Source organism: Tenacibaculum todarodis (assembly GCF_001889045.1).
Lineage (GTDB): Bacteria > Bacteroidota > Bacteroidia > Flavobacteriales > Flavobacteriaceae > Polaribacter > Polaribacter todarodis.
In genome coordinates this window covers 1193082-1211259 of the sequence record NZ_CP018155.1, presented here as the reverse complement: position 1 = coordinate 1211259, position 18178 = coordinate 1193082, and the positions used below count along the sequence as shown (strand labels likewise).

Sequence of the window (18178 nt, the reverse complement as noted above, 5' to 3'; positions counted from 1 at the left end):
CAAGTAAGTATGGATTCCCGATACCCAATCAAGTTGAGCACAAGTTTCTCGGGAATGACAAAATATTTATTGAGAAGAAAGCTAATGTGAAATTATTGGTTTTAAAATTTTGTTTGTAAGTTGTGAGCAATAAAAAAATGTACAAAATGAAAAAAGAATTAAAAGTAATTGAATTTAATAAAAAACAAAAATTATTAAATTTTGTAAATGCCAATGCAAGTAAAATAGAAATTGTATCAATTTCTGGAAGTCAATATGGTTCTTATCAACACTTTTTGTGGTATTATAAAGTATAATTAAAATTCAAAAAAAAACATAAAACCTCAAGGGTATGTAATTGATAGAATACAGATGAAGAAAAACTATTTTCTTTCTTTATAGATCTTGTTAAGTTTTATTATTTTAAGATTTTTATCTTTGGATAGATGATTTAAAATAGTCCAATCTTCCATTAATTTAAAGCTCCAAGTTTTTAATTTTACTTTATTGATGTAAAGTCTTTTTTTAAATTCTTCAAAATTAATATTATAGTTGTTATTTTCAATAGTGTTAATTATGGCTTCAAAGTAAGGAATGAGTGATTTGTAGTTTTTGTCATTCACTTTTAATAATTTTATTTTGTCAAGATGTTTTTTAGCAAAATCTATTTTATTAGCAATAATATATGCTTCTACTAAACTTAAGTGATAACCTAAAGCATTTTTATTTTTTTCAAGATAAGAAGTATAAAACTTAATTGATTTTTTAAAAAAGTTTTCAGAAAGAGAATCTAATTTAACTTTTTTAGAAAGCATTCCAGCTTCAGTCCAATTATTACTTCTAAATTTTTTTGAAGCAACAGCAAAGGTTTTAATAGCTTTAATAGTATCACCAATAGCTAATTGACTTTTAGCTTTGAATTGAAAATTTGGAATTATAGAATTTAAAATCCGAAAGCCTCGAGAAGTATCTTTTTGTATTTGAGTGTTAGCAAATAAAATTGCTTTATTGTAGTTCTTTGTATAATAAAGCGCTTCAATATAATTATCTTCATATAAATGTTTATGAGTTAATTGTTTATTTATTTTAAAGGCTTTTTCTGCATATTCAACACTTTTATTGTATTGTTTTCTATAAGTTAAACCATTTGCCGTTTTGGCATACGCAATGACTAATTCATCTGTTTTAGGAATATCATTTTCATCCATAAAACCTTTTTCAGCATAAAGTAAGTACAATTGAGTTTTATTATCTCTATAAACGTTAATACCTTTATTTTCTTTTAAATTTAGAGTTTTTAAGTATTTAGAATTTATTATATCTTTAGGTAACTCTGTAATTAAATTATCTCTAAGATTTATTGTAGCAGCTTTTATATTAGACCAATTATAAACAGGTAATTTTTTAATATTACAGCTTTCTAAACGAATGTTGTAATCTTTAAATTTAGATTTTTTAAGAACACTAAATAATCGTTTTTCATTAATGTTTTTATTTAAAGAAAGCTCTAGAAATTCTAGTTTTGGTAAGTCAGAAAATGAAGTTGGTAGTTTAGTTAAATTATTATCTAATATGTTTAATTTTATTGTTGAATCTTTTTTGAAATTTCTATTAAAAACATAATTATAGTTTTTTCTATTATGTAGATAGAGTTTCTTTAATTTTTTTAGGTTTCCAAAATTATCAGAAAGTTCTTGTAAATTATTATTAGTAAGAACTAATCTTTCTAGGTTGTTTAGTCTTCCAAAAGATTCTGGTAATTTTTTTAATAAACAAAACTCAGAATCAAATGTTTTTAGAGAAGATAGGTTTCCAAAATTTGTAGGTAATTGTGTTATCTTATTTCTAGAAATATTTAAAGTTTCTAAGGCTTTTAATTTAGAAATGGATTTTGGAAGTTCGTCTAAATTATTTAAATCTAAGTTCAAATATTTAAGATTTGTTAGGTTTCCAATTTTTTTAGGAAGTTCTAAAATATAGTTTTCTTTTAGATTTAGAGTTTCAAGTTTATTAAGTTTTACTATAGAATTAGGTAGTTGTTTTAGTTTATTATTGTTTAAACTTAAATAAGTTAACTTTAGTTTACCAATATCTTCGGGTAATTCTGTAATTTGATTATGATTTAAGTAAAAATCTTTTAAGTTATTTAAATTGCCCATTTTTTTAGGCAGTTTTTTTATTTTATTGTGATATATTTTTAAAGTTTCTAACTTTTTTAAGTTGTTTATATTGTTGCTAACTTCTTCAATGTTACTTCCTTGAATTTCAATATTTTTAAGGTTTGTTAGTTTGTAAAATGCGTCAGGTAATTTTTTTGAAAACTTATTATTTGAACTATAAAAAGATTGAAGGTTTTTTAAATTACCGATTTCTTTAGGCAATATTGTTAATTTATTATTTGAAAGATTTAATTTTTCTAATGATTTATTAAGAGAAAGGTTTTTGAATAAGTTACTAGGGTTTTTAATTTCTGAAGCAGAAAGAGAAAGTTCTTGAAGATGTCTGAAATTTTCTAATAGGTTCTCATTGATAGTCATCCAGTTTAAATCTAAATATTTTAGGTTTTTTAAAGACGAAAACTTATTAACTTCTTTCATTGTGTTTTCGTTAGAATCAAAACCTAAACGTAATGAAGTTAAATCTTTAAATTCTTTTATTTCTTCAGGAAATGTAATTTTATTAGAACCAGTATAAGATAATCCTTTAAGATGTTTTAGTTTAATGAAATTAGGATTATTAAATATTTTATTTGGAAATCTATTATAAATGAGAATAAAATTTTCTAGTTTAGGTAAGTTAGAAACAGAGTTTAAAAAAGTATCATAATTCCAATAAAAATCTCCTTTTAAAGAAATGGTTTTTATGTTTTTTAATTTATAAATATTATCTGGAAAAGTAATGTTTTCTACTTTACCATTTTTAAATAGAGCAGCAGGAGTTTTAAATCTTAAATATTCTAAATTTGAGAATGTTTCTAAGTTATTTATGATAGAACCTAAATCCAAGTTTTCTGAAATAGTAATAGAAACATATTTTATTTTAGATAAAACTTCAATTGAGTCTTTATTACTTTCAAATTCCTTCTCATTATAGGTAAAAGTATCATTAAAACCGTGTTTTTTTAAATGAGAGATATTTACTTCATATTTACCTCCAAAAGATTGATTAAATTGACCAGAATAAGAATTATAATTTTGAGATTGAAGTGTGAAAATACTTATTAAAAATAATAATAAACTTGTAATTCTTTTCATTGCTTTTTTTCTAAATGTATTAATTTTATTTTAATTATGAAATTCCACTTCCGAAATTTATATATTACAAAAAAGTAAACTTCGCAATGACAGAACGTTAGCAAACAAGCTTAGCCCTGATTGAAACCGTTCGAATAACTGTTGATATTCTTAACCTTTTATTTTTGACATTCCTGCCTTAGCAGGAATGACAGAAATAAAAGATATAGTGGAAAGCAGGAAACAGCTTCAAAAAAAATAAATTTTAATTTAAGATTAGATTATAATCAATATCTGTAATTGAAATTATTCGGGTAGTTTTGGCTTTATTAATGTCTAAAAGAATTTTTAATTCTTCAATTTCTTGATTGGTAAAGACTAAAATTAAATTCTGATGAAAAGTTGTAACAGGTATTTTTCTTTTTTGTGTGTTATTTGCACCATGTTCTAGCCAATAATCTGTGTCTAATTTAGAGATGTATTCTTTAAACATATTTAGTTGCTCTTTATTAAACTGAAAAAATATGTTATTAAATATTAGATTGTAATTTTTACAGCCTTTACAAACTGATAATTCTCCGTTTTTAACACTAGATATTATTTTATATTTTTTACACATTGTTTTAAATTCTAATAACAATCAGTTTTAATTCTATTTACTTTCTGGAACTTATTTAACGGTGTATTTAGTTGGTTTTTGGTTATTTGTTCTAAAGTTTTTAAAACGCCATTCATCATACTTACAGAACCGCAAATCATAATTGTTCCGTTGTTTTTTAATACTGTAGCAATTAAATGCTGCTCTTTTAAAACCAAATCTTGTACATATTCTTTATTTTGTTCTTGAGAATAAGCGGTATAAATAATTTTGTTTTTTAAATACGGAGCGTACATTTTTAGTGAATTTTGGGTTCTTCCTCCCCAAAATAAATGAGTTTTAGAATCCGAATTTAACATGCCTAAAAAAGGCGCAATTCCGGTTCCGTTTGCAATTAAAACAGTTTCATTGGCTTTTTTTGGAAAATGAAATTGCTTGTTCTTTTCAACTTTTGCAATTAAATAATCTTCTTTATTAAGATTAAACAATAGGTTTGAACAAATACCAAATTGGTGTTTTTTTACACTCAATAAAATGTCGTTATCTATTTTTCCTACAGAATATAAGCGTTCAATATTGTCTTCACTTGGTGTTATGGATACTAAATCTCCAGATTGAAATTGAAGTTTTTTAGTTGGTTTTAAACGAATTAAAAAAGAATCATCTGAGTTTAAATCGGTTTTTTCAACAACTTTAAAAGTTTGCTGATTTTTTAGTTTTATAGATTTCTGTTTTAACTCTAAATCTATTTTTGTTTTTTTACTCCATTGTAAACTCCAGTTTTTAAAATCAGAAAAAGACTGATTGTTTATTTTACAAATTGGTAGGAGTGAAGTGAAATTTTTATGTTGTTTTAATGCATTGTCAACTTCAATTGCAAATTGACAAAAATCTGAATAAGCAAGAGATCCAAAACCAACAACAGCGTATTTAATTGGATTTTCTTGTGGAGTTTTTTGTAGTAAATTAAGGAAATTAGAAGCGTTTATTGGAGCTTCTCCTTCGCCATACGTTGACGTTAAAATAATAAGTTGTTTTACATTTTTATAGGAAGTGTAGTTGTTTAAATGATCTATAAAAACAGTTTTTTTACGTGCTAAAATTGCTTCAAAAAATGAGTTTGCAACGTTAAATGTGCTTCCGGTTTCCGAGCCAACAAGAAGAATAATTTCTGCAGTATCTTTTTTAAACTTGTTTTTAGATAATGTGCTTTTTTTTCTTCGTTCTAAGGTCATTGCAAAACCAGAATAGATAAAAAATAAAATAGCAATACAAGACAATAGTAAAATTAAAGACCAAATTATTGTACCACGACCTGTGTGTAAAAATAAGCTCCAATCAGAAATAATTTGTGTCCAAGACAAATTTTTTGCGCTAATAATTTCACCAGAATATTGATGCACAATCAGTTCTTTGTTGTGTAGTTTTAAGAAAAAATAATCTTCAACATCTTTAGAGAAGGGGAATTCAATACTTTTTACTTCATCTAGTTTTATGTTTTTGAAAACTGTAAAATCTTCAATTGGAGTTTTTGTATCAATACTAGTTTCAGAAAAATCTATTGTATGATTTATTTTAGTTTCGGGTAAAACTGAAAACTTTTCTAAAGATAAATACACACCAGAAAGTGTAATTATTAGAATTGGAATTAGCATAAACCGCCCAATAATTACATGGTAATATTGTTTAAAATCTTCATTTACAACTTTGGTAAAGAATTGTATAATTCCGCCTTGTCTTTTAGTAATTAAAATGCTTCCTGTTATAGCAATTAGCAAGAGTAAAAAAGAAAAGAAACCAACTAAAAAACGCCCGGTAGATTTTAAAAATAAAGAACGATGTAAATTTGTTGTCCATTTAAATAGCGGAGATTTTTCAATTAAATCGCCTATTTTTTTTCCTGATAAAGGATTTACATAAAAGGTTTCGTTTTTACCTTCGTTTGTAATTACGGAAGCTTCTAGGAAATTATTTTGATCAACTTTTAAAGAAATTATTTCATCGTATTCGTTCTTTAAAGAGCTAATTGTTTTAGAAATAGAGATTTCATTAGCATTTTGTATGGCAAATGGTTTTAACTGATTCGAAATAGGTTCGAAAGCTAAAATTATTCCAGTAACAGCAGCTGTTAGTATAAAAAGGAAAGAAGATATAGCCAACGTTAAATGGCTATATCTCCAAATTGAAATGGTCATTTTTGTTAGATTTATTGTGGTATCATGCGAACGTAACGTATAAAACCTTTTCCTTCAATTTTACTTTTTACATTTTCTGTTGTAAGTTCAAACTCAACATCATCTTTATAATATTCTTGATCTTCAACCGCAGTTTCAAACCTAATTTTATAACCTTTATCAAGTTTATCATTCGGAATTTCAATAACGCTAATAGCTCTATTTCCACCGCTAATTGTAGCGCCAGTTATTGCATCGATATCCGAACGAACTTTCCCTTGAAAATTCCACCATTCTGTAATATCATGATACCATTCTTCATCATCTCCTTGCACGTAAATTGTTTCTTGGTATTTTCCTTCAGGATTTAATAAAGAAATTACAATGTAAGCGCCTTCACCTGTATAATTCTTCATTTGAATCATACATTTATACTTGGCGTTTTCTGTTGTTGTAAATGCAGTAATTGAGAATATTACTACAAGTATTGCTATTATCTTTTTCATCAAATTATTTTAAAAAATTAATGTCTTTATTTTTTAAAGCTTCGTTTTCTTTAGCTAGGTCGAATAAAGTTTCTTCAAAATCTGTTTTTACAGCTTTATCTGCACCTTTTGTAATTAAATATTTAATAATTACATCGTTTTTTGCAGTCATAACAGCTTTTTGCAAAGCAGTTAAACCTTCACTATTTTTTGCATTGATATTGATTTTATACTTTTCAATATACTTTAGCATTGCTAAACTTTGTTTTTCAACCGCTAAATGAAACAAGGTATTTCCGTTTTTTTGTGGCTTATCAACTTGTAATCCTTTTGCTTTTAAAAGGTTTACTTTTTGTTGAAATTCTTTTTCGTTTTTAGGATTGAAAGTGTTGAATACATAATACCCTAAATTATTTCCTTTAGAATCAATGATTGAAACATCTGCACCTTTTTTTAATAAGAATTCTACAATATTAACGTTATTTCGTAAGGCTTTAGTTAAAGCAGATTGCCCATTTTTATTGACGTGATTGATATTTGTAGTTTTTGAAGCTAGCAGTTTAATTACTTCAAAAGAATTACGAGAAACCGCATTTAATAAAGCCGTATTTCCTTCTTTATCAGCTTGATTTACATCAACTCCTTTATCGATAAAATAGTTTAAAGTTGCTAAATCTTTATTACTGTAAGCTAAATTGTGCAATGGAGTTTTACCTTCATTATTGGTAATATTCGGAGTAATTCCTAAACCTTCTAAATAGTTGAAAAAATCTAAAGAGTTATAACCACTTCGAGAACCTAGTGTTGCAAACAACATTGCGTTTCCTCCATTTTTGTTCAATGATTTATACGGCAACCCTTTTTGAATAAGTAATTCAAGCATTTCTTTATTACCTTTTTGAGCAGTATAGTTAAATGCACCGTTTCCATTTTTATCAGTAGTTTTTAGATCTAAACCTTTATTGATAAAATAATCTACAACAGTGAAATCTTTTAAGTTTGGAGTAATCAACAACAAAGCATCTGCACCTTTTGGTGTTTTGTCTTTTACAACATTAGCTCCATGTTTTATTAAAAGATCATAAAGGTCAGTATTTTCAACTCCTGCAGCAGCAGTAAAGTTTAAAATTGAATATCCTTTGTCATCAATAACATCAGTTTTGGCACCTTTTGCTAATAAATGTTTTACAATAGCAATATTGTTTTTATAAGCTGCCCAAAAGATATAGGTTCTACCGTCATGTGTTAATTTATTTACGCTATTACCTTCTTTGGTTAACAAGTGTTTAATTACATTCTCGTTGGCATTTTCCAATAAAGCGTATACAATTGCATCAAAACCAGCTCTGTTTAGTTTTGTAGCATTATTTCCATCTTTAATTTTTTGTTCAATTTGCTCAATAGTAGGATTAGTTTTCCAGAAATTTCTTTTCAAGAAAATATTTGAATTTTGAGCAGTTGCTATAGAACTTAAAAGCAATAAGCTAAATAGTACGATTAGTTTTAATGATTTCATTTAAATTATTTTTTTACAAATGATTCAATTACCTCACTAATTTCTGTTTCTGATTTAATTTCATCAGAAAATAATTGCTTGAATAATAGTTTATTATCAACCTTTTTTTCTAATGTAAGATCTTGGTTTCTTTCAAAAACTGTAGTCCATTTATTTCTTACTAATTGCCATTTTGGTTCATTTTTAGTCCACCAATCTTTAGCAGCTTTACAACGAGCATCTGGTACTTTTACATACGTGTTATAACCTTTTTCGTAAGCTAAAACAACATCTTTTGCGCCTTCTTTTCTAATGATTTTTTTATTGTCTTGATCATGTAACCAACCGTAATTAGTAATTTCATGTCGGTTTCCTCTTTCAGTTACATTATAATCGCTTCTTTTAGTATATTCTCTTCTTGGTAAAGGTGCATCGGTTGTATTTTCCCAATAACTTTTTCCATCTACATGTACCCAAGTTCCAGAACCTTCGTAACGTGGACTGTCATCTACTTGATATACTTTTTGTGTCCACTGGTTTTTTACATCAGCCTTAGTTTTGTTTTTATATAACCAATTATTATCGCCGTTAAACATATAAAAATCAAGATTTTGATACATCCAATCTTGTCTCCAATGTTTTACAATATGTGGTTTTGCAGGACTACCAACTTGTAATAGATGTTGAATTGAAATTTTATTTTTATCATCTTCTATTAATTGCGCCCATTCTAAACCTTTAGAAAGTTTTGTTTTAGAAGCTTTGTATAAAGAGTCTTTGCTAGTGTTAAAAGTTTCCGCAAAGTTAAAAGTTACCTCAAAACAGCCACACATTTCTTTTATTGCTTCTCTGTCTTTTTTCTTTTGTGCATTCAGAGAAATAGTAACCAATAAGATTAACGTACTAAAAATTAATTTTTTCATTTTATGATTTTTATAGTTTTAAAATTTTTGACAAAAATATAACTTTTATTTAGATTGAATTAAAATAAGGATATATATTTGCCAAAAATTATTAAGAATGTTTCTAAATAGAAGAGTTGTACTAGTTGCCATATTTTTTACTTCCGTTGCTTTTTCACAAAAAAATGAAAAGCAAAAGGATTCAATAAAAAATAATAAGCTAGATGAAGTAATAGTAACCGCAACAAGAACAGTAAGACAATTATCTTCTGTACCAATGCCGGTAACTTTAATATCGAAAAAACAAATTCAGCAATCGGGTTCGGTTCGTTTAAGTGATATTTTAATAGAACAAACAGGAATTACTACAGCTTCTGATTTTGGTGGATTTAATGGTGTACAAATGCAAGGTTTAGATGCAGAATACACATTAATTCTAATTGATGGTGTTCCGTTAGTTGGTAAAAGAAGTGGAAATATTGACTTAGATAGAATAAGTGTAAATAATATAAAACAAATTGAAATTGTTAAAGGTCCGTCTTCTTCTTTATACGGATCGGACGCTATTGGAGGTGTTATAAATATAATTACAGAAAAGCCAAAACATGATGTTTTAAAGGGAAGTTTACAGTTTTTGGCTCGAGGTGGCGCAAAAAATGAGTTAGATATGAATGCTAATTTAGTTTACAAAAAAGATAAATTAGGTATTAATGCAGGTATAAATACGAATTCTAGTGCTGGTTTTGATTTATCTCCACAAACAAGTTTTAAAACCACAAATGGACACGAAAACTATACCGGTAATTTTAAAGTTTTATATGATTTTACAGACAAGCTTAAAACTACTGTTTCAACTCGTTTTTTTGAAGAAAATCAAGGCAATTTAACGGAGCAAAATAACCAAAAAGATTGGAGTGTTAATGTGGATTTAAATCATAAAGTTTCTGATAAATGGAACCTGGATTACACGTTTTATGTTACCGATTTTAATACAAAAAGCGAAACCGAATTAGAAGTTTCTACATTTAATCAAACATTAATAAGACCAGAGATAAGATCGCAATTTTCAATAGGAAAATTAGATGCAATTGTAGGTGTTGGAGCTTCTTTTGAAGAAGTAGATAGAAGCGATTTCTTAAAAAAAGAGAAGTTTGATTCTCAATATGTTTTTGGGCAACTAGATTATAATCCAACTTCAAAATTAAATGTAATAATTGGCGCTAGATTCGATAATCATAGTCAATATAAATCGGCATTTAGCCCTAAAATATCAACAAGATATGTTGTTAATAATTGGTTAGCAACAAAAGCATCTGTTGGTTATGGATTTAAAGCTCCAGATTTTCGTCAGCTGTATTTTAATTTCCGAAATACAGCAAGTGGATATGTTGTTTTTGGTATAAAAACCCTGCATGAATTGTATGGAAATTTACCCGAAGTACAGCAATTTGATACAGATTTAAATCCAGAAAACTCTGTTGGTTTTAACCTTGGTTTTGAGTTGAAGCCAATCAATAATTTAGCAATAAATATCAATGTATTTAGAAATGATATTGAAGATTTAATAAACACTTTTGATACACAAATAAATCCGTTGAACTTTAATTTACCAGCCGGAACAAGAGTTTTTACTTACGAGAATAGAGATAAAGTTTATACGCAAGGCTTTGAGTTGGATGCAAACTATAAAATTGATGATAATTTTAGGTTTATTGCAGGTTATCAGTTCTTAGAAGCAAAAGATAAAGAGGAAGAAGCATTAATAAAAAGTAATCAAATTTTTATTAGAAGAACGCCAACTTCACCTTCAGAAAAACTTACCATAGATAATTATTTTGGTTTGCCAAATAGATCTAAACACATGGCAAATGCAAAATTATATTATCAAAATTTTGAACATCGCTTTTCGGCAAATCTTAGAGCAATTTATAGAAGTAAATATGCGCTTTATGACACCAATAATAGTCAAGGAGTAATAGATGAATATGATGATTTTGTTTCGGGAAATATTACTCTAAATACTGCTATTGAAAAGAAACTATTTAGCTTGTTAAAAGTACAATTTGGAATTGATAATTTATTAGATGAAAAAGGTGAGTCTAATGCTACAAAACAAGCTTTTCTTAATAATGATGCTGCTTTACAGTTAGGAAGAACTTACTACGGAAGAATTCAATTCAATTTTTAAAATAAATAATAATCAAATAAGTAATAATTAAAATCAATTTAAAATGAAAAAAATAATTTTAACACTAGCAGTAGTTTCTTCAATGATATTTACATCTTGTAGTGATGATGACAATACAGTTACAGAACCTGTGGTTTTTAAAGAAGTAAAAAACTTACATGCTCCGCAAACTACAGATTACACTGTAAATCCGCCTGCAACTGCTGGAGAATTTACAAAATTTAGCTTTAAAACTGGAACTGTTGTTACTGATGATAGTTGGGATTTGGCATTTAGAGGTACAACTATTTTAGTAAACGGAGGTGTTGAAGTTGGTGGTTTAGTTGATGAACCAATAAGATCTGGAGATGCTTCTTTAACATTAGAAACTGGAACATTTTCCGATATTTCTATTGCACCAGAAGCTGCTAATTTTAAACAAGATGCAGCAGGAAGTTATGCTTTAGCCTCTGGAAGTGGAAGTGGTTGGTATACATATGCGGGAGCTCCAACACACGCTATTAACCCAATTGCAGGTAAAATAATTGTTGTAAAAACTGTTGATGGTAATTATGCTAAAATGGAAATTTTAAGCTATTACAAAGATCAAGATGCAACGAGCGATTCTAGATATTACACATTTAACTATGTCTACAATCCTAATGTAGGAGATAAAGATTTTCAATAATCATCATAAGTTATTGAATTATATGTTTAATTTTTGTTGTGAAAAGCTGCTCAGTTTAAAAACTGAGTGGCTTTTTTATTGTTGTGCATTTTTGTGTTAAGTTGAAACTTGATTTATGTGAATGCCACAGTTTACAAAAAAGTAAACTTCGCAATGACAGAACGTTAGCAAAAAAGCGTAGCCCTGATTGCAACGGCATCCTTTTCTGAAGAATGAAGAAAAGATACAGTGAAAAGCAGGAAATAGCTTCTAAAAAACCAATTTTTCAGCCAAATAAGATGCTGTCAATGATTTTTTATTACGAGCTAAATCTTCTGGAGTTCCCGAAAAAATTAGATTTCCTCCATTTTTACCGCCTTCTAAACCGAGATCTATAATATAATCGGCACATTTTATGAGTTCAATATTGTGTTCAATTACAATGATGGAATGTCCTTTGTCTATTAACGCATTAAAGGATTTTAACAACTTCTGAATATCGTGAAAATGCAAACCTGTTGTAGGTTCGTCAAAAATAAATAACGCCTTGTCTTTGGTGTGTCCTTTTACCAAAAATGAAGCCAGTTTAATACGTTGCGCCTCACCGCCAGAAAGTGTAGAAGAAGATTGACCCAACTGTACATAACCCAAACCAACATCTTGCAACGGTTTTAGCTTATTAGCAACTTTGGTGACTAAATTTTCTGAGAAAAATGCAACTGCATCGTCAATAGTAAGATTTAAAATATCGTCAATTGATTTTCCATCGAATTTTACTTCTAACACTTCCTTTTTAAAGCGTTTTCCGTTGCAGGTTTCGCATTCTAAATGCACATCTGCCATAAATTGCATTTCTATGGTAACTTCTCCTTCGCCTTTACAAACCTCGCAACGACCGCCTTCTACATTAAACGAAAAATGCTTGGGTTTGTAGTTTCTAATTTTAGATAATTTCTGATTAGAATACAACGCTCTAATGTCGTCATAGGCTTTAATATAAGTTACTGGATTGGAACGTGAAGAACGCCCAATAGGATTTTGATCTATAAATTCTACGTGTTTTATGCTCTCAAAATTTCCTTTAACTTCTGTATGTTGCCCGATTTTATCCCCGTAACCAATCAGTTTTTTTTGCATTGAGGGATATAAAATATTTTTTACCAAGGTACTTTTTCCGCTTCCAGAAACGCCTGTAATTACGGTTAAGGTATTTAGCGGAAAAGAAACATCAATATTCTTTAAATTGTTTTCACGAGCGCCAATTATATCAATAGAATTGTTTGAAGTTCTTCGTTTTGTAGGCACTTCAATTTTTAATGCTGACGATAAGTATTTTGCTGTTAAAGATTCCGATTTTAAGATGTCGTCAAAATTACCTTCAGCCACAATGTGACCTCCGTAAGTTCCTGCTTCTGGGCCGATATCGATAATATAATCGGCTTCTTTCATAATATCCTCATCGTGTTCTACCACAATTACTGTGTTTCCTAAATCGCGTAAATCTTTTAAAACGCCGATTAATTTTTCGGTGTCTTTTGGATGTAAACCAATACTTGGTTCGTCTAAAATGTACATAGAACCAACCAATGAACTTCCTAATGAAGTTGCTAAATTTATTCGCTGACTTTCGCCACCTGAAAGTGTGTTGGATGTTCTGTTAAGTGTTAAATAATTTAAACCAACGTCTTGTAAAAACTGTAATCTGTTATTGATTTCCGTTAATAAACGTTTGGCAATTTTTTCTTCGTATTTGTTGAATTTTACCGTTTTAAAAAACGCTGCCAATTCATCTAACGGAAGTGAAACCAACTCAGAAATAACTTTTCCGCTTACTTGCACATAGTTTGCTTCTTTTCGTAATCGTTTTCCGTTACAATCTGTACATTTTGTTTTTCCGCGGTAGCGAGAAAGCATTACTCTATTTTGTATTTTATAACTCTTTTCTTCTAAAGCCTTAAAAAAATGATTGATTCCTTTAAATTTCTTTGTGCCTTCCCAAACGTGTTGTTTTTGTTTTTCGGTCAATTCAAACCAAGGTCTGTGAATTGGGATGTCATATTCCTCGGCGTTTAAAATTAAATCGTCTTTAAGATGTCTATACGAATCCGTTTTAAAAGGAAAAATACAATCTTCATAAATCGATAAACCTGTGTTTGGAACCACCAAATCGGCATCAATTCCAATTACATTTCCGTAGCCTTCACATGTTGGACAAGCTCCGTAAGGATTGTTAAAACTGAATAAATGTGTGTTGGGTTCTAAGAAAGTTATTCCGTCTAACTCAAATTTATTACTGAATTGCGTTGTATCTTTTGTTTCTAAATTCTCGATAAAACAAAAACCTTTTCCTTCAAAAAAAGCAGTCTGAATTGCATCTGCTAATCTGTTAAAAAAATCTTCATCGTCTTTAATTACAATTCTATCAACCACTAAAAACAATTCGTCGTTTTTGTAATCATCTTGCGGGAAATCTTCAATTCTATACACCGTTTCTTTATACTTTAAACGCGCATAACCTTGTTGCGTCAACACATTTAAAACCGATTTTATATCTCTATTTTCATTAATAGTAATAGGAGCAAGTAGCAGTAACTTAGAACGGACTTCAATTTTTTTGACAAAATTTAAAACATCAGTAACTGTATGCTTTTTAACTTCTTTACCAGAAATAGGAGAGATGGTTTTACCAATTCTTGCGTATAATAATTTTATGTAATCGTAAATTTCTGTAGAAGTTCCTACTGTAGAACGCGGATTTGTAGAGTTTACTTTCTGCTCAATAGCAATAGCTGGCGCAATACCTTTTATATAATCTACTTTTGGTTTGTGTAATTTTCCTAAAAACTGACGCGCATACGAACTTAAACTTTCTACATAACGCCTTTGACCTTCTGCATACAGTGTGTCAAAAGCCAAAGAAGACTTTCCAGAACCCGATAAACCTGTAATTACAACTAGTTTATTTCTTGGTATAACAACATCAATATCTTTTAAATTGTGCAGTTTAGCACCTTTTATGATAATATTTTCTTTAGGATCTATGGTAGAAAGGTCTGTTTTCATTCAGTAAAAATAAGCGCTAAATTTACCATTTTTTAGGCAGAAATCAGCTTGAGATTTACTATATTTTTATTCCTTTAAAAGCAGTGTTTTTTTAGAAATATTAATATAAGTTTAATAAAAACGGAACAATATTTGCTTTTTAGAATAAAAAATTACATTTTTGTAGCTCATACTTAATAACTTAAATCTAAAAACGTATAGATAAAAAATTACTTTAAACAGTTATAACTAATAATAACCGAAAAGCAATCCGCTTTTTAAAAAGTAATTTTATGCGTAAAGATGTAGCTCAAGACAGTACTTTAGTTAGTGAATATATTAACGGAAATGAATTAGCGTTAGAAACTCTAATTAAACGCCATAAACAACGTTTATATAGTTTTATATATAGTAAAATTCAGAATAGAGATATTACAGAAGATATTTTTCAAGATACATTTATAAAAGTGATAAGAACCTTAAAAAAAGGTAGTTATAACGAAGAAGGTAAGTTTTTACCTTGGGTAATGAGAATTAGCCACAACTTGGTTATCGATCATTTTAGAAAATCTAATAGAATGCCAAAGTTTAGAAATACCGACGAGTTTGATATTTTTTCGGTACTAAGTGATGGTACTTTAAATGCCGAAAAGAAAATGGTAAAAGAACAAATTTCTGCAGACGTTAGAGAATTGATTGAAGAGTTGCCAGAAGAGCAAAAAGAAGTTCTAAAAATGCGTATTTATAACGATATGAGTTTTAATGAAATATCAGAAAATACAGGCGTAAGTATTAACACTGCATTAGGTAGAATGCGTTATGCGCTTATAAATTTGCGTAAAATTATAGAAAAAAATAAAATTATTTTGGTCAGTTAACAATAAATGTAAACTTGTCTCGTTAATAAGTTAATAATCAATGATAAAACGACTTATATGATGCAACTTTACACTGAAAAGTCATCTGATTTTCAGATGCAACCTAGCGAAGAAACAATTCAATTTTTGATTAACTTTTCTAAGTCATTAGAAATTATTAAAACCAAATCAAACTGTCTCATTGAATTGAATTTGAATTAAGAGTGGAAAAAGTCTCAACAATGTTGAGGCTTTTTTTATGGAAATAAACCCATCCTAACCTTCCCGAAGGAAAGGAACTCTAATCTCTCTGGAAATTTTACTTATAAAATTTATAGCAATTCTTATTTTGCACCATTATCAGTGCAAATCAGTGAAATCTGTGTCAAATTTATTTTTCTGTGAATCTCCCTGTTTCTCTGTGAATCTCCGCGTAATAAGTTTTATTTTTTATAATACTCGTCTAAAACAGTCTTTCTACCAATAGTTTTAGTAATAATATCGTTTTCTAAATTCCAACCACGAGCAGGAGAATATTCTCTTCCGTACCAAATTATTTGCAAATGTAAATCGTTCCAAAGCTCTCTAGGAAACAAACGTTTTGCGTCTTTTTCTGTCTGTTGTACATTTTTACCGTTGGTTAAATTCCAACGCCATAATAGTCTGTGAATATGAGTATCCACAGGAAAAGCAGGAACACCAAAAGCCTGACTCATAACAACACTCGCGGTTTTATGACCAACAGCTGGTAATTCTTCCAATCCTTCAAAACTTTGCGGAACTTCGCCATCATATTTATCAATCAATATTTTTGACAAACCGTAAATTCCTTTCGATTTCATTGGAGATAAACCACAAGGTCTAATAATTTCCTTAATTTCTTCCACAGTCATTTTAACCATATCAAAAGGATTATCAGCCTTAGCAAACAAAAGTGGTGTAATCTTATTTACACGAACATCGGTACATTGCGCAGATAATAAAACCGCAATTAACAAGGTATAAGGATCTTTATGATCTAACGGAATTGGAATTTCAGGATATTTTTCTTCAAGAGTATCAATTACAAACTGTACTTTTTCGGCTTTTGTCATTTTCAGTATCTTTACAGTTACAAAAATACAAATAATGAACATATTAAAAATAGGAGATAAGGCACCAAATTTTGAAGCCAAAGACGAAAAAGGAAATACAATAAAGTTGGCAGATTATGCCGGTAAAAAATTAGTAGTTTTCTTTTACCCAAAAGCAAGTACGCCAGGTTGTACAGTTGAAGCGTGTAATTTAAGAGATAATTATCAAACTTTTTTAGCGCAAGGTTATGCTATTTTGGGAGTAAGTGCTGATTCAGCAAAAAGACAACAAAATTTTATCAATAAAAACGAATTACCTTTTCCTTTATTAGCAGATGAAGATAAAGCTGTAATTGAAGCATTTGGTGTTTGGGGACCAAAGAAATTTATGGGAAGAGAATATGATGGAATTCATAGAACAACCTTTGTTATAGATGAAAACGGCGTAATTGAAGATGTTATTCTAAAAGTGAAAACAAAAGCACATACTGAACAAATATTAAAAACGGAATAATAAAAAAAGCCAAACTTTAAAGTTTGGCTTTTTTTATTATTATTATTATTATTATTTCTGTTGAGACCTTAAATCGGCCTGTAACTCTTTACTTGTTTGTGTACTTCCGTCATGAGACCAACCAGGCGGCATAAAAACATACTTTAAACGAGTTCCCAAAGGTAAATGTTTCTTATTTTTAAAGAAGTCAGCAAAAATGGCTTTCCATTCATGAAAAATAATATTTACTGGACCTTTATCTTCTAATGGAGATGTTAAGCCAAATTTCAATTTTTCATATTCTTCGGTAGTTTCTTCCGCTTGAAATGTGCCAAACATTCTGTCCCAAATAATTAAAAACATTCCCATGTTTTTATCTAAATACTTTACGTTTGATGCATGATGTACTCTGTGATGCGAAGGCGTAACAAAAATGTATTCCCAAATATTTAAAAAGAAACCTAAAACTCCTTTTCGTTTGTTTGGTTTGATAAAGTTGGTGTGACATAAGGTTCCGTAATTCTGATTCATTGCATAAGCAAACATTATGTGTAAAGGTTCTATTCCGACTAAAATTAAAGGAATTAAAAATATAAAACGATATAACGGTTGTAATACAGGGGAACGGAATCCGGTAGATAAGTTGTAATATTCTGAGTTATGATGCGTTACGTGAACTGCCCAGAAAAAACGAGAATGATGATCTACATAATGATGAATATAATACAAGAAATCTTGACCAACAAAAGCGATAAACCAGTATAAAACACCAGTGCTTTCCCAATTAATTAGTCTGTATTTAAAGAAAAAATCCATTACTATAAAAGAAGTAACATACATTAATCCGTCTAACAAAACATTTGTTAATGCGAAGTAAACATTGGTAGAAACATCTTTAAATTCATAGTTTTTAGCTTTTCTTTTGTAGCTAAAATACATCTCTATAAAAATGGCAAGCGCACAAATAGGTATAAACCACTTGTAAGCATTTTGGTGCGTGAAAATATCCATTT

At 28.7% G+C, this 18178-nt stretch carries 14 protein-coding genes; 5 read left to right on the top strand and 9 right to left on the bottom strand.

Going from position 1 to position 18178, the window contains the following annotated elements:
* Positions 1-146 precede the first annotated feature (146 nt).
* On the top strand, positions 147-296 hold the full coding sequence (locus tag LPB136_RS13990; RefSeq protein WP_158009603.1) for a hypothetical protein: 150 nt from the start codon (positions 147-149) through the stop codon (positions 294-296).
* Between the two features lie 66 nt (positions 297-362).
* On the opposite strand, the gene LPB136_RS05440 is transcribed toward LPB136_RS13990, so the two are convergent.
* From LPB136_RS05440 to LPB136_RS05415, 6 genes are all read right to left on the bottom strand, one after another.
* Complete coding sequence (locus LPB136_RS05440) at positions 363-3233, bottom strand: leucine-rich repeat domain-containing protein (RefSeq protein WP_072555155.1); 2871 nt, start codon at positions 3231-3233, stop codon at positions 363-365.
* A gap of 244 nt (positions 3234-3477) precedes the next feature.
* Positions 3478-3831 carry a DUF6686 family protein gene (locus tag LPB136_RS05435; RefSeq protein ID WP_237267421.1) on the bottom strand — a complete coding sequence of 118 codons (354 nt, stop codon included), beginning with the start codon at positions 3829-3831 and terminating at the stop codon, positions 3478-3480.
* A gap of 11 nt (positions 3832-3842) precedes the next feature.
* Entirely contained in the window at positions 3843-6005 is a 2163-nt protein-coding gene (locus tag LPB136_RS05430; protein ID WP_204218380.1) for a PepSY domain-containing protein, read from the bottom strand.
* A gap of 11 nt (positions 6006-6016) precedes the next feature.
* Positions 6017-6490: a DUF2271 domain-containing protein gene (locus LPB136_RS05425; protein WP_072555154.1), complete on the bottom strand. Its 474-nt coding sequence runs from the start codon at positions 6488-6490 to the stop codon at positions 6017-6019.
* Between the two features lie 4 nt (positions 6491-6494).
* Positions 6495-7985 carry an ankyrin repeat domain-containing protein gene (locus LPB136_RS05420; RefSeq protein WP_072555153.1) on the bottom strand — a complete coding sequence of 497 codons (1491 nt, stop codon included), beginning with the start codon at positions 7983-7985 and terminating at the stop codon, positions 6495-6497.
* A 5-nt stretch (positions 7986-7990) separates the two neighbouring features.
* Positions 7991-8887, bottom strand: coding sequence for a DUF6607 family protein (locus LPB136_RS05415; RefSeq protein ID WP_072555152.1), 897 nt, complete (start codon positions 8885-8887; stop codon positions 7991-7993).
* 97 nt (positions 8888-8984) lie between these two features.
* Between LPB136_RS05415 and LPB136_RS05410 the strand changes: the two genes are divergently transcribed.
* Together LPB136_RS05410 and LPB136_RS05405 are read left to right on the top strand one after the other, a co-directional pair.
* Positions 8985-11054: a TonB-dependent receptor plug domain-containing protein gene (locus LPB136_RS05410; protein WP_072555151.1), complete on the top strand. Its 2070-nt coding sequence runs from the start codon at positions 8985-8987 to the stop codon at positions 11052-11054.
* Between the two features lie 43 nt (positions 11055-11097).
* On the top strand, positions 11098-11721 hold the full coding sequence (locus LPB136_RS05405; RefSeq protein WP_072555150.1) for an HmuY family protein: 624 nt from the start codon (positions 11098-11100) through the stop codon (positions 11719-11721).
* Positions 11722-11970: 249 nt separating this feature from the next.
* Here LPB136_RS05405 and uvrA read toward each other — a convergent pair whose 3' ends face one another.
* Entirely contained in the window at positions 11971-14763 is a 2793-nt protein-coding gene (uvrA, locus tag LPB136_RS05400) for an excinuclease ABC subunit UvrA (protein WP_072555149.1), read from the bottom strand.
* A gap of 272 nt (positions 14764-15035) precedes the next feature.
* On the opposite strand from uvrA, the gene LPB136_RS05395 reads away from it, so the two are divergent.
* Positions 15036-15620, top strand: coding sequence for an RNA polymerase sigma factor (locus LPB136_RS05395; RefSeq protein ID WP_072555148.1), 585 nt, complete (start codon positions 15036-15038; stop codon positions 15618-15620).
* A 422-nt stretch (positions 15621-16042) separates the two neighbouring features.
* Here the strand turns inward: LPB136_RS05395 and LPB136_RS05390 are convergent, their stop codons facing one another.
* Positions 16043-16693 (bottom strand): endonuclease III domain-containing protein, encoded by a 651-nt coding sequence (locus tag LPB136_RS05390; protein WP_072555147.1) that lies wholly within the window; start codon positions 16691-16693, stop codon positions 16043-16045.
* A 34-nt stretch (positions 16694-16727) separates the two neighbouring features.
* Here LPB136_RS05390 and bcp point away from each other — a divergent pair, with 34 nt between their 5' ends.
* Positions 16728-17186 (top strand): thioredoxin-dependent thiol peroxidase, encoded by a 459-nt coding sequence (gene bcp, locus LPB136_RS05385; RefSeq protein ID WP_072555146.1) that lies wholly within the window; start codon positions 16728-16730, stop codon positions 17184-17186.
* Positions 17187-17237: 51 nt separating this feature from the next.
* Here the strand turns inward: bcp and LPB136_RS05380 are convergent, their stop codons facing one another.
* Positions 17238-18176: a sterol desaturase family protein gene (locus LPB136_RS05380; RefSeq protein ID WP_072555145.1), complete on the bottom strand. Its 939-nt coding sequence runs from the start codon at positions 18174-18176 to the stop codon at positions 17238-17240.
* Positions 18177-18178: the final 2 nt, after the last annotated feature.

Bases quoted from the DNA above. Each gene is read 5' to 3' on its own strand.
- LPB136_RS13990 (WP_158009603.1), top strand. From the start codon at position 147: ATGAAAAAAGAATTAAAAGTAATTGAATTTAATAAAAAACAAAAATTA.
- LPB136_RS05440 (WP_072555155.1), bottom strand. From the start codon at position 3,233: ATGAAAAGAATTACAAGTTTATTATTATTTTTAATAAGTATTTTCACA.
- LPB136_RS05435 (WP_237267421.1), bottom strand. From the start codon at position 3,831: ATGTGTAAAAAATATAAAATAATATCTAGTGTTAAAAACGGAGAATTA.
- LPB136_RS05430 (WP_204218380.1), bottom strand. From the start codon at position 6,005: ATGACCATTTCAATTTGGAGATATAGCCATTTAACGTTGGCTATATCT.
- LPB136_RS05425 (WP_072555154.1), bottom strand. From the start codon at position 6,490: ATGAAAAAGATAATAGCAATACTTGTAGTAATATTCTCAATTACTGCA.
- LPB136_RS05420 (WP_072555153.1), bottom strand. From the start codon at position 7,985: ATGAAATCATTAAAACTAATCGTACTATTTAGCTTATTGCTTTTAAGT.
- LPB136_RS05415 (WP_072555152.1), bottom strand. From the start codon at position 8,887: ATGAAAAAATTAATTTTTAGTACGTTAATCTTATTGGTTACTATTTCT.
- LPB136_RS05410 (WP_072555151.1), top strand. From the start codon at position 8,985: ATGTTTCTAAATAGAAGAGTTGTACTAGTTGCCATATTTTTTACTTCC.
- LPB136_RS05405 (WP_072555150.1), top strand. From the start codon at position 11,098: ATGAAAAAAATAATTTTAACACTAGCAGTAGTTTCTTCAATGATATTT.
- uvrA (WP_072555149.1), bottom strand. From the start codon at position 14,763: ATGAAAACAGACCTTTCTACCATAGATCCTAAAGAAAATATTATCATA.
- LPB136_RS05395 (WP_072555148.1), top strand. From the start codon at position 15,036: ATGCGTAAAGATGTAGCTCAAGACAGTACTTTAGTTAGTGAATATATT.
- LPB136_RS05390 (WP_072555147.1), bottom strand. From the start codon at position 16,693: ATGACAAAAGCCGAAAAAGTACAGTTTGTAATTGATACTCTTGAAGAA.
- bcp (WP_072555146.1), top strand. From the start codon at position 16,728: ATGAACATATTAAAAATAGGAGATAAGGCACCAAATTTTGAAGCCAAA.
- LPB136_RS05380 (WP_072555145.1), bottom strand. From the start codon at position 18,176: ATGGATATTTTCACGCACCAAAATGCTTACAAGTGGTTTATACCTATT.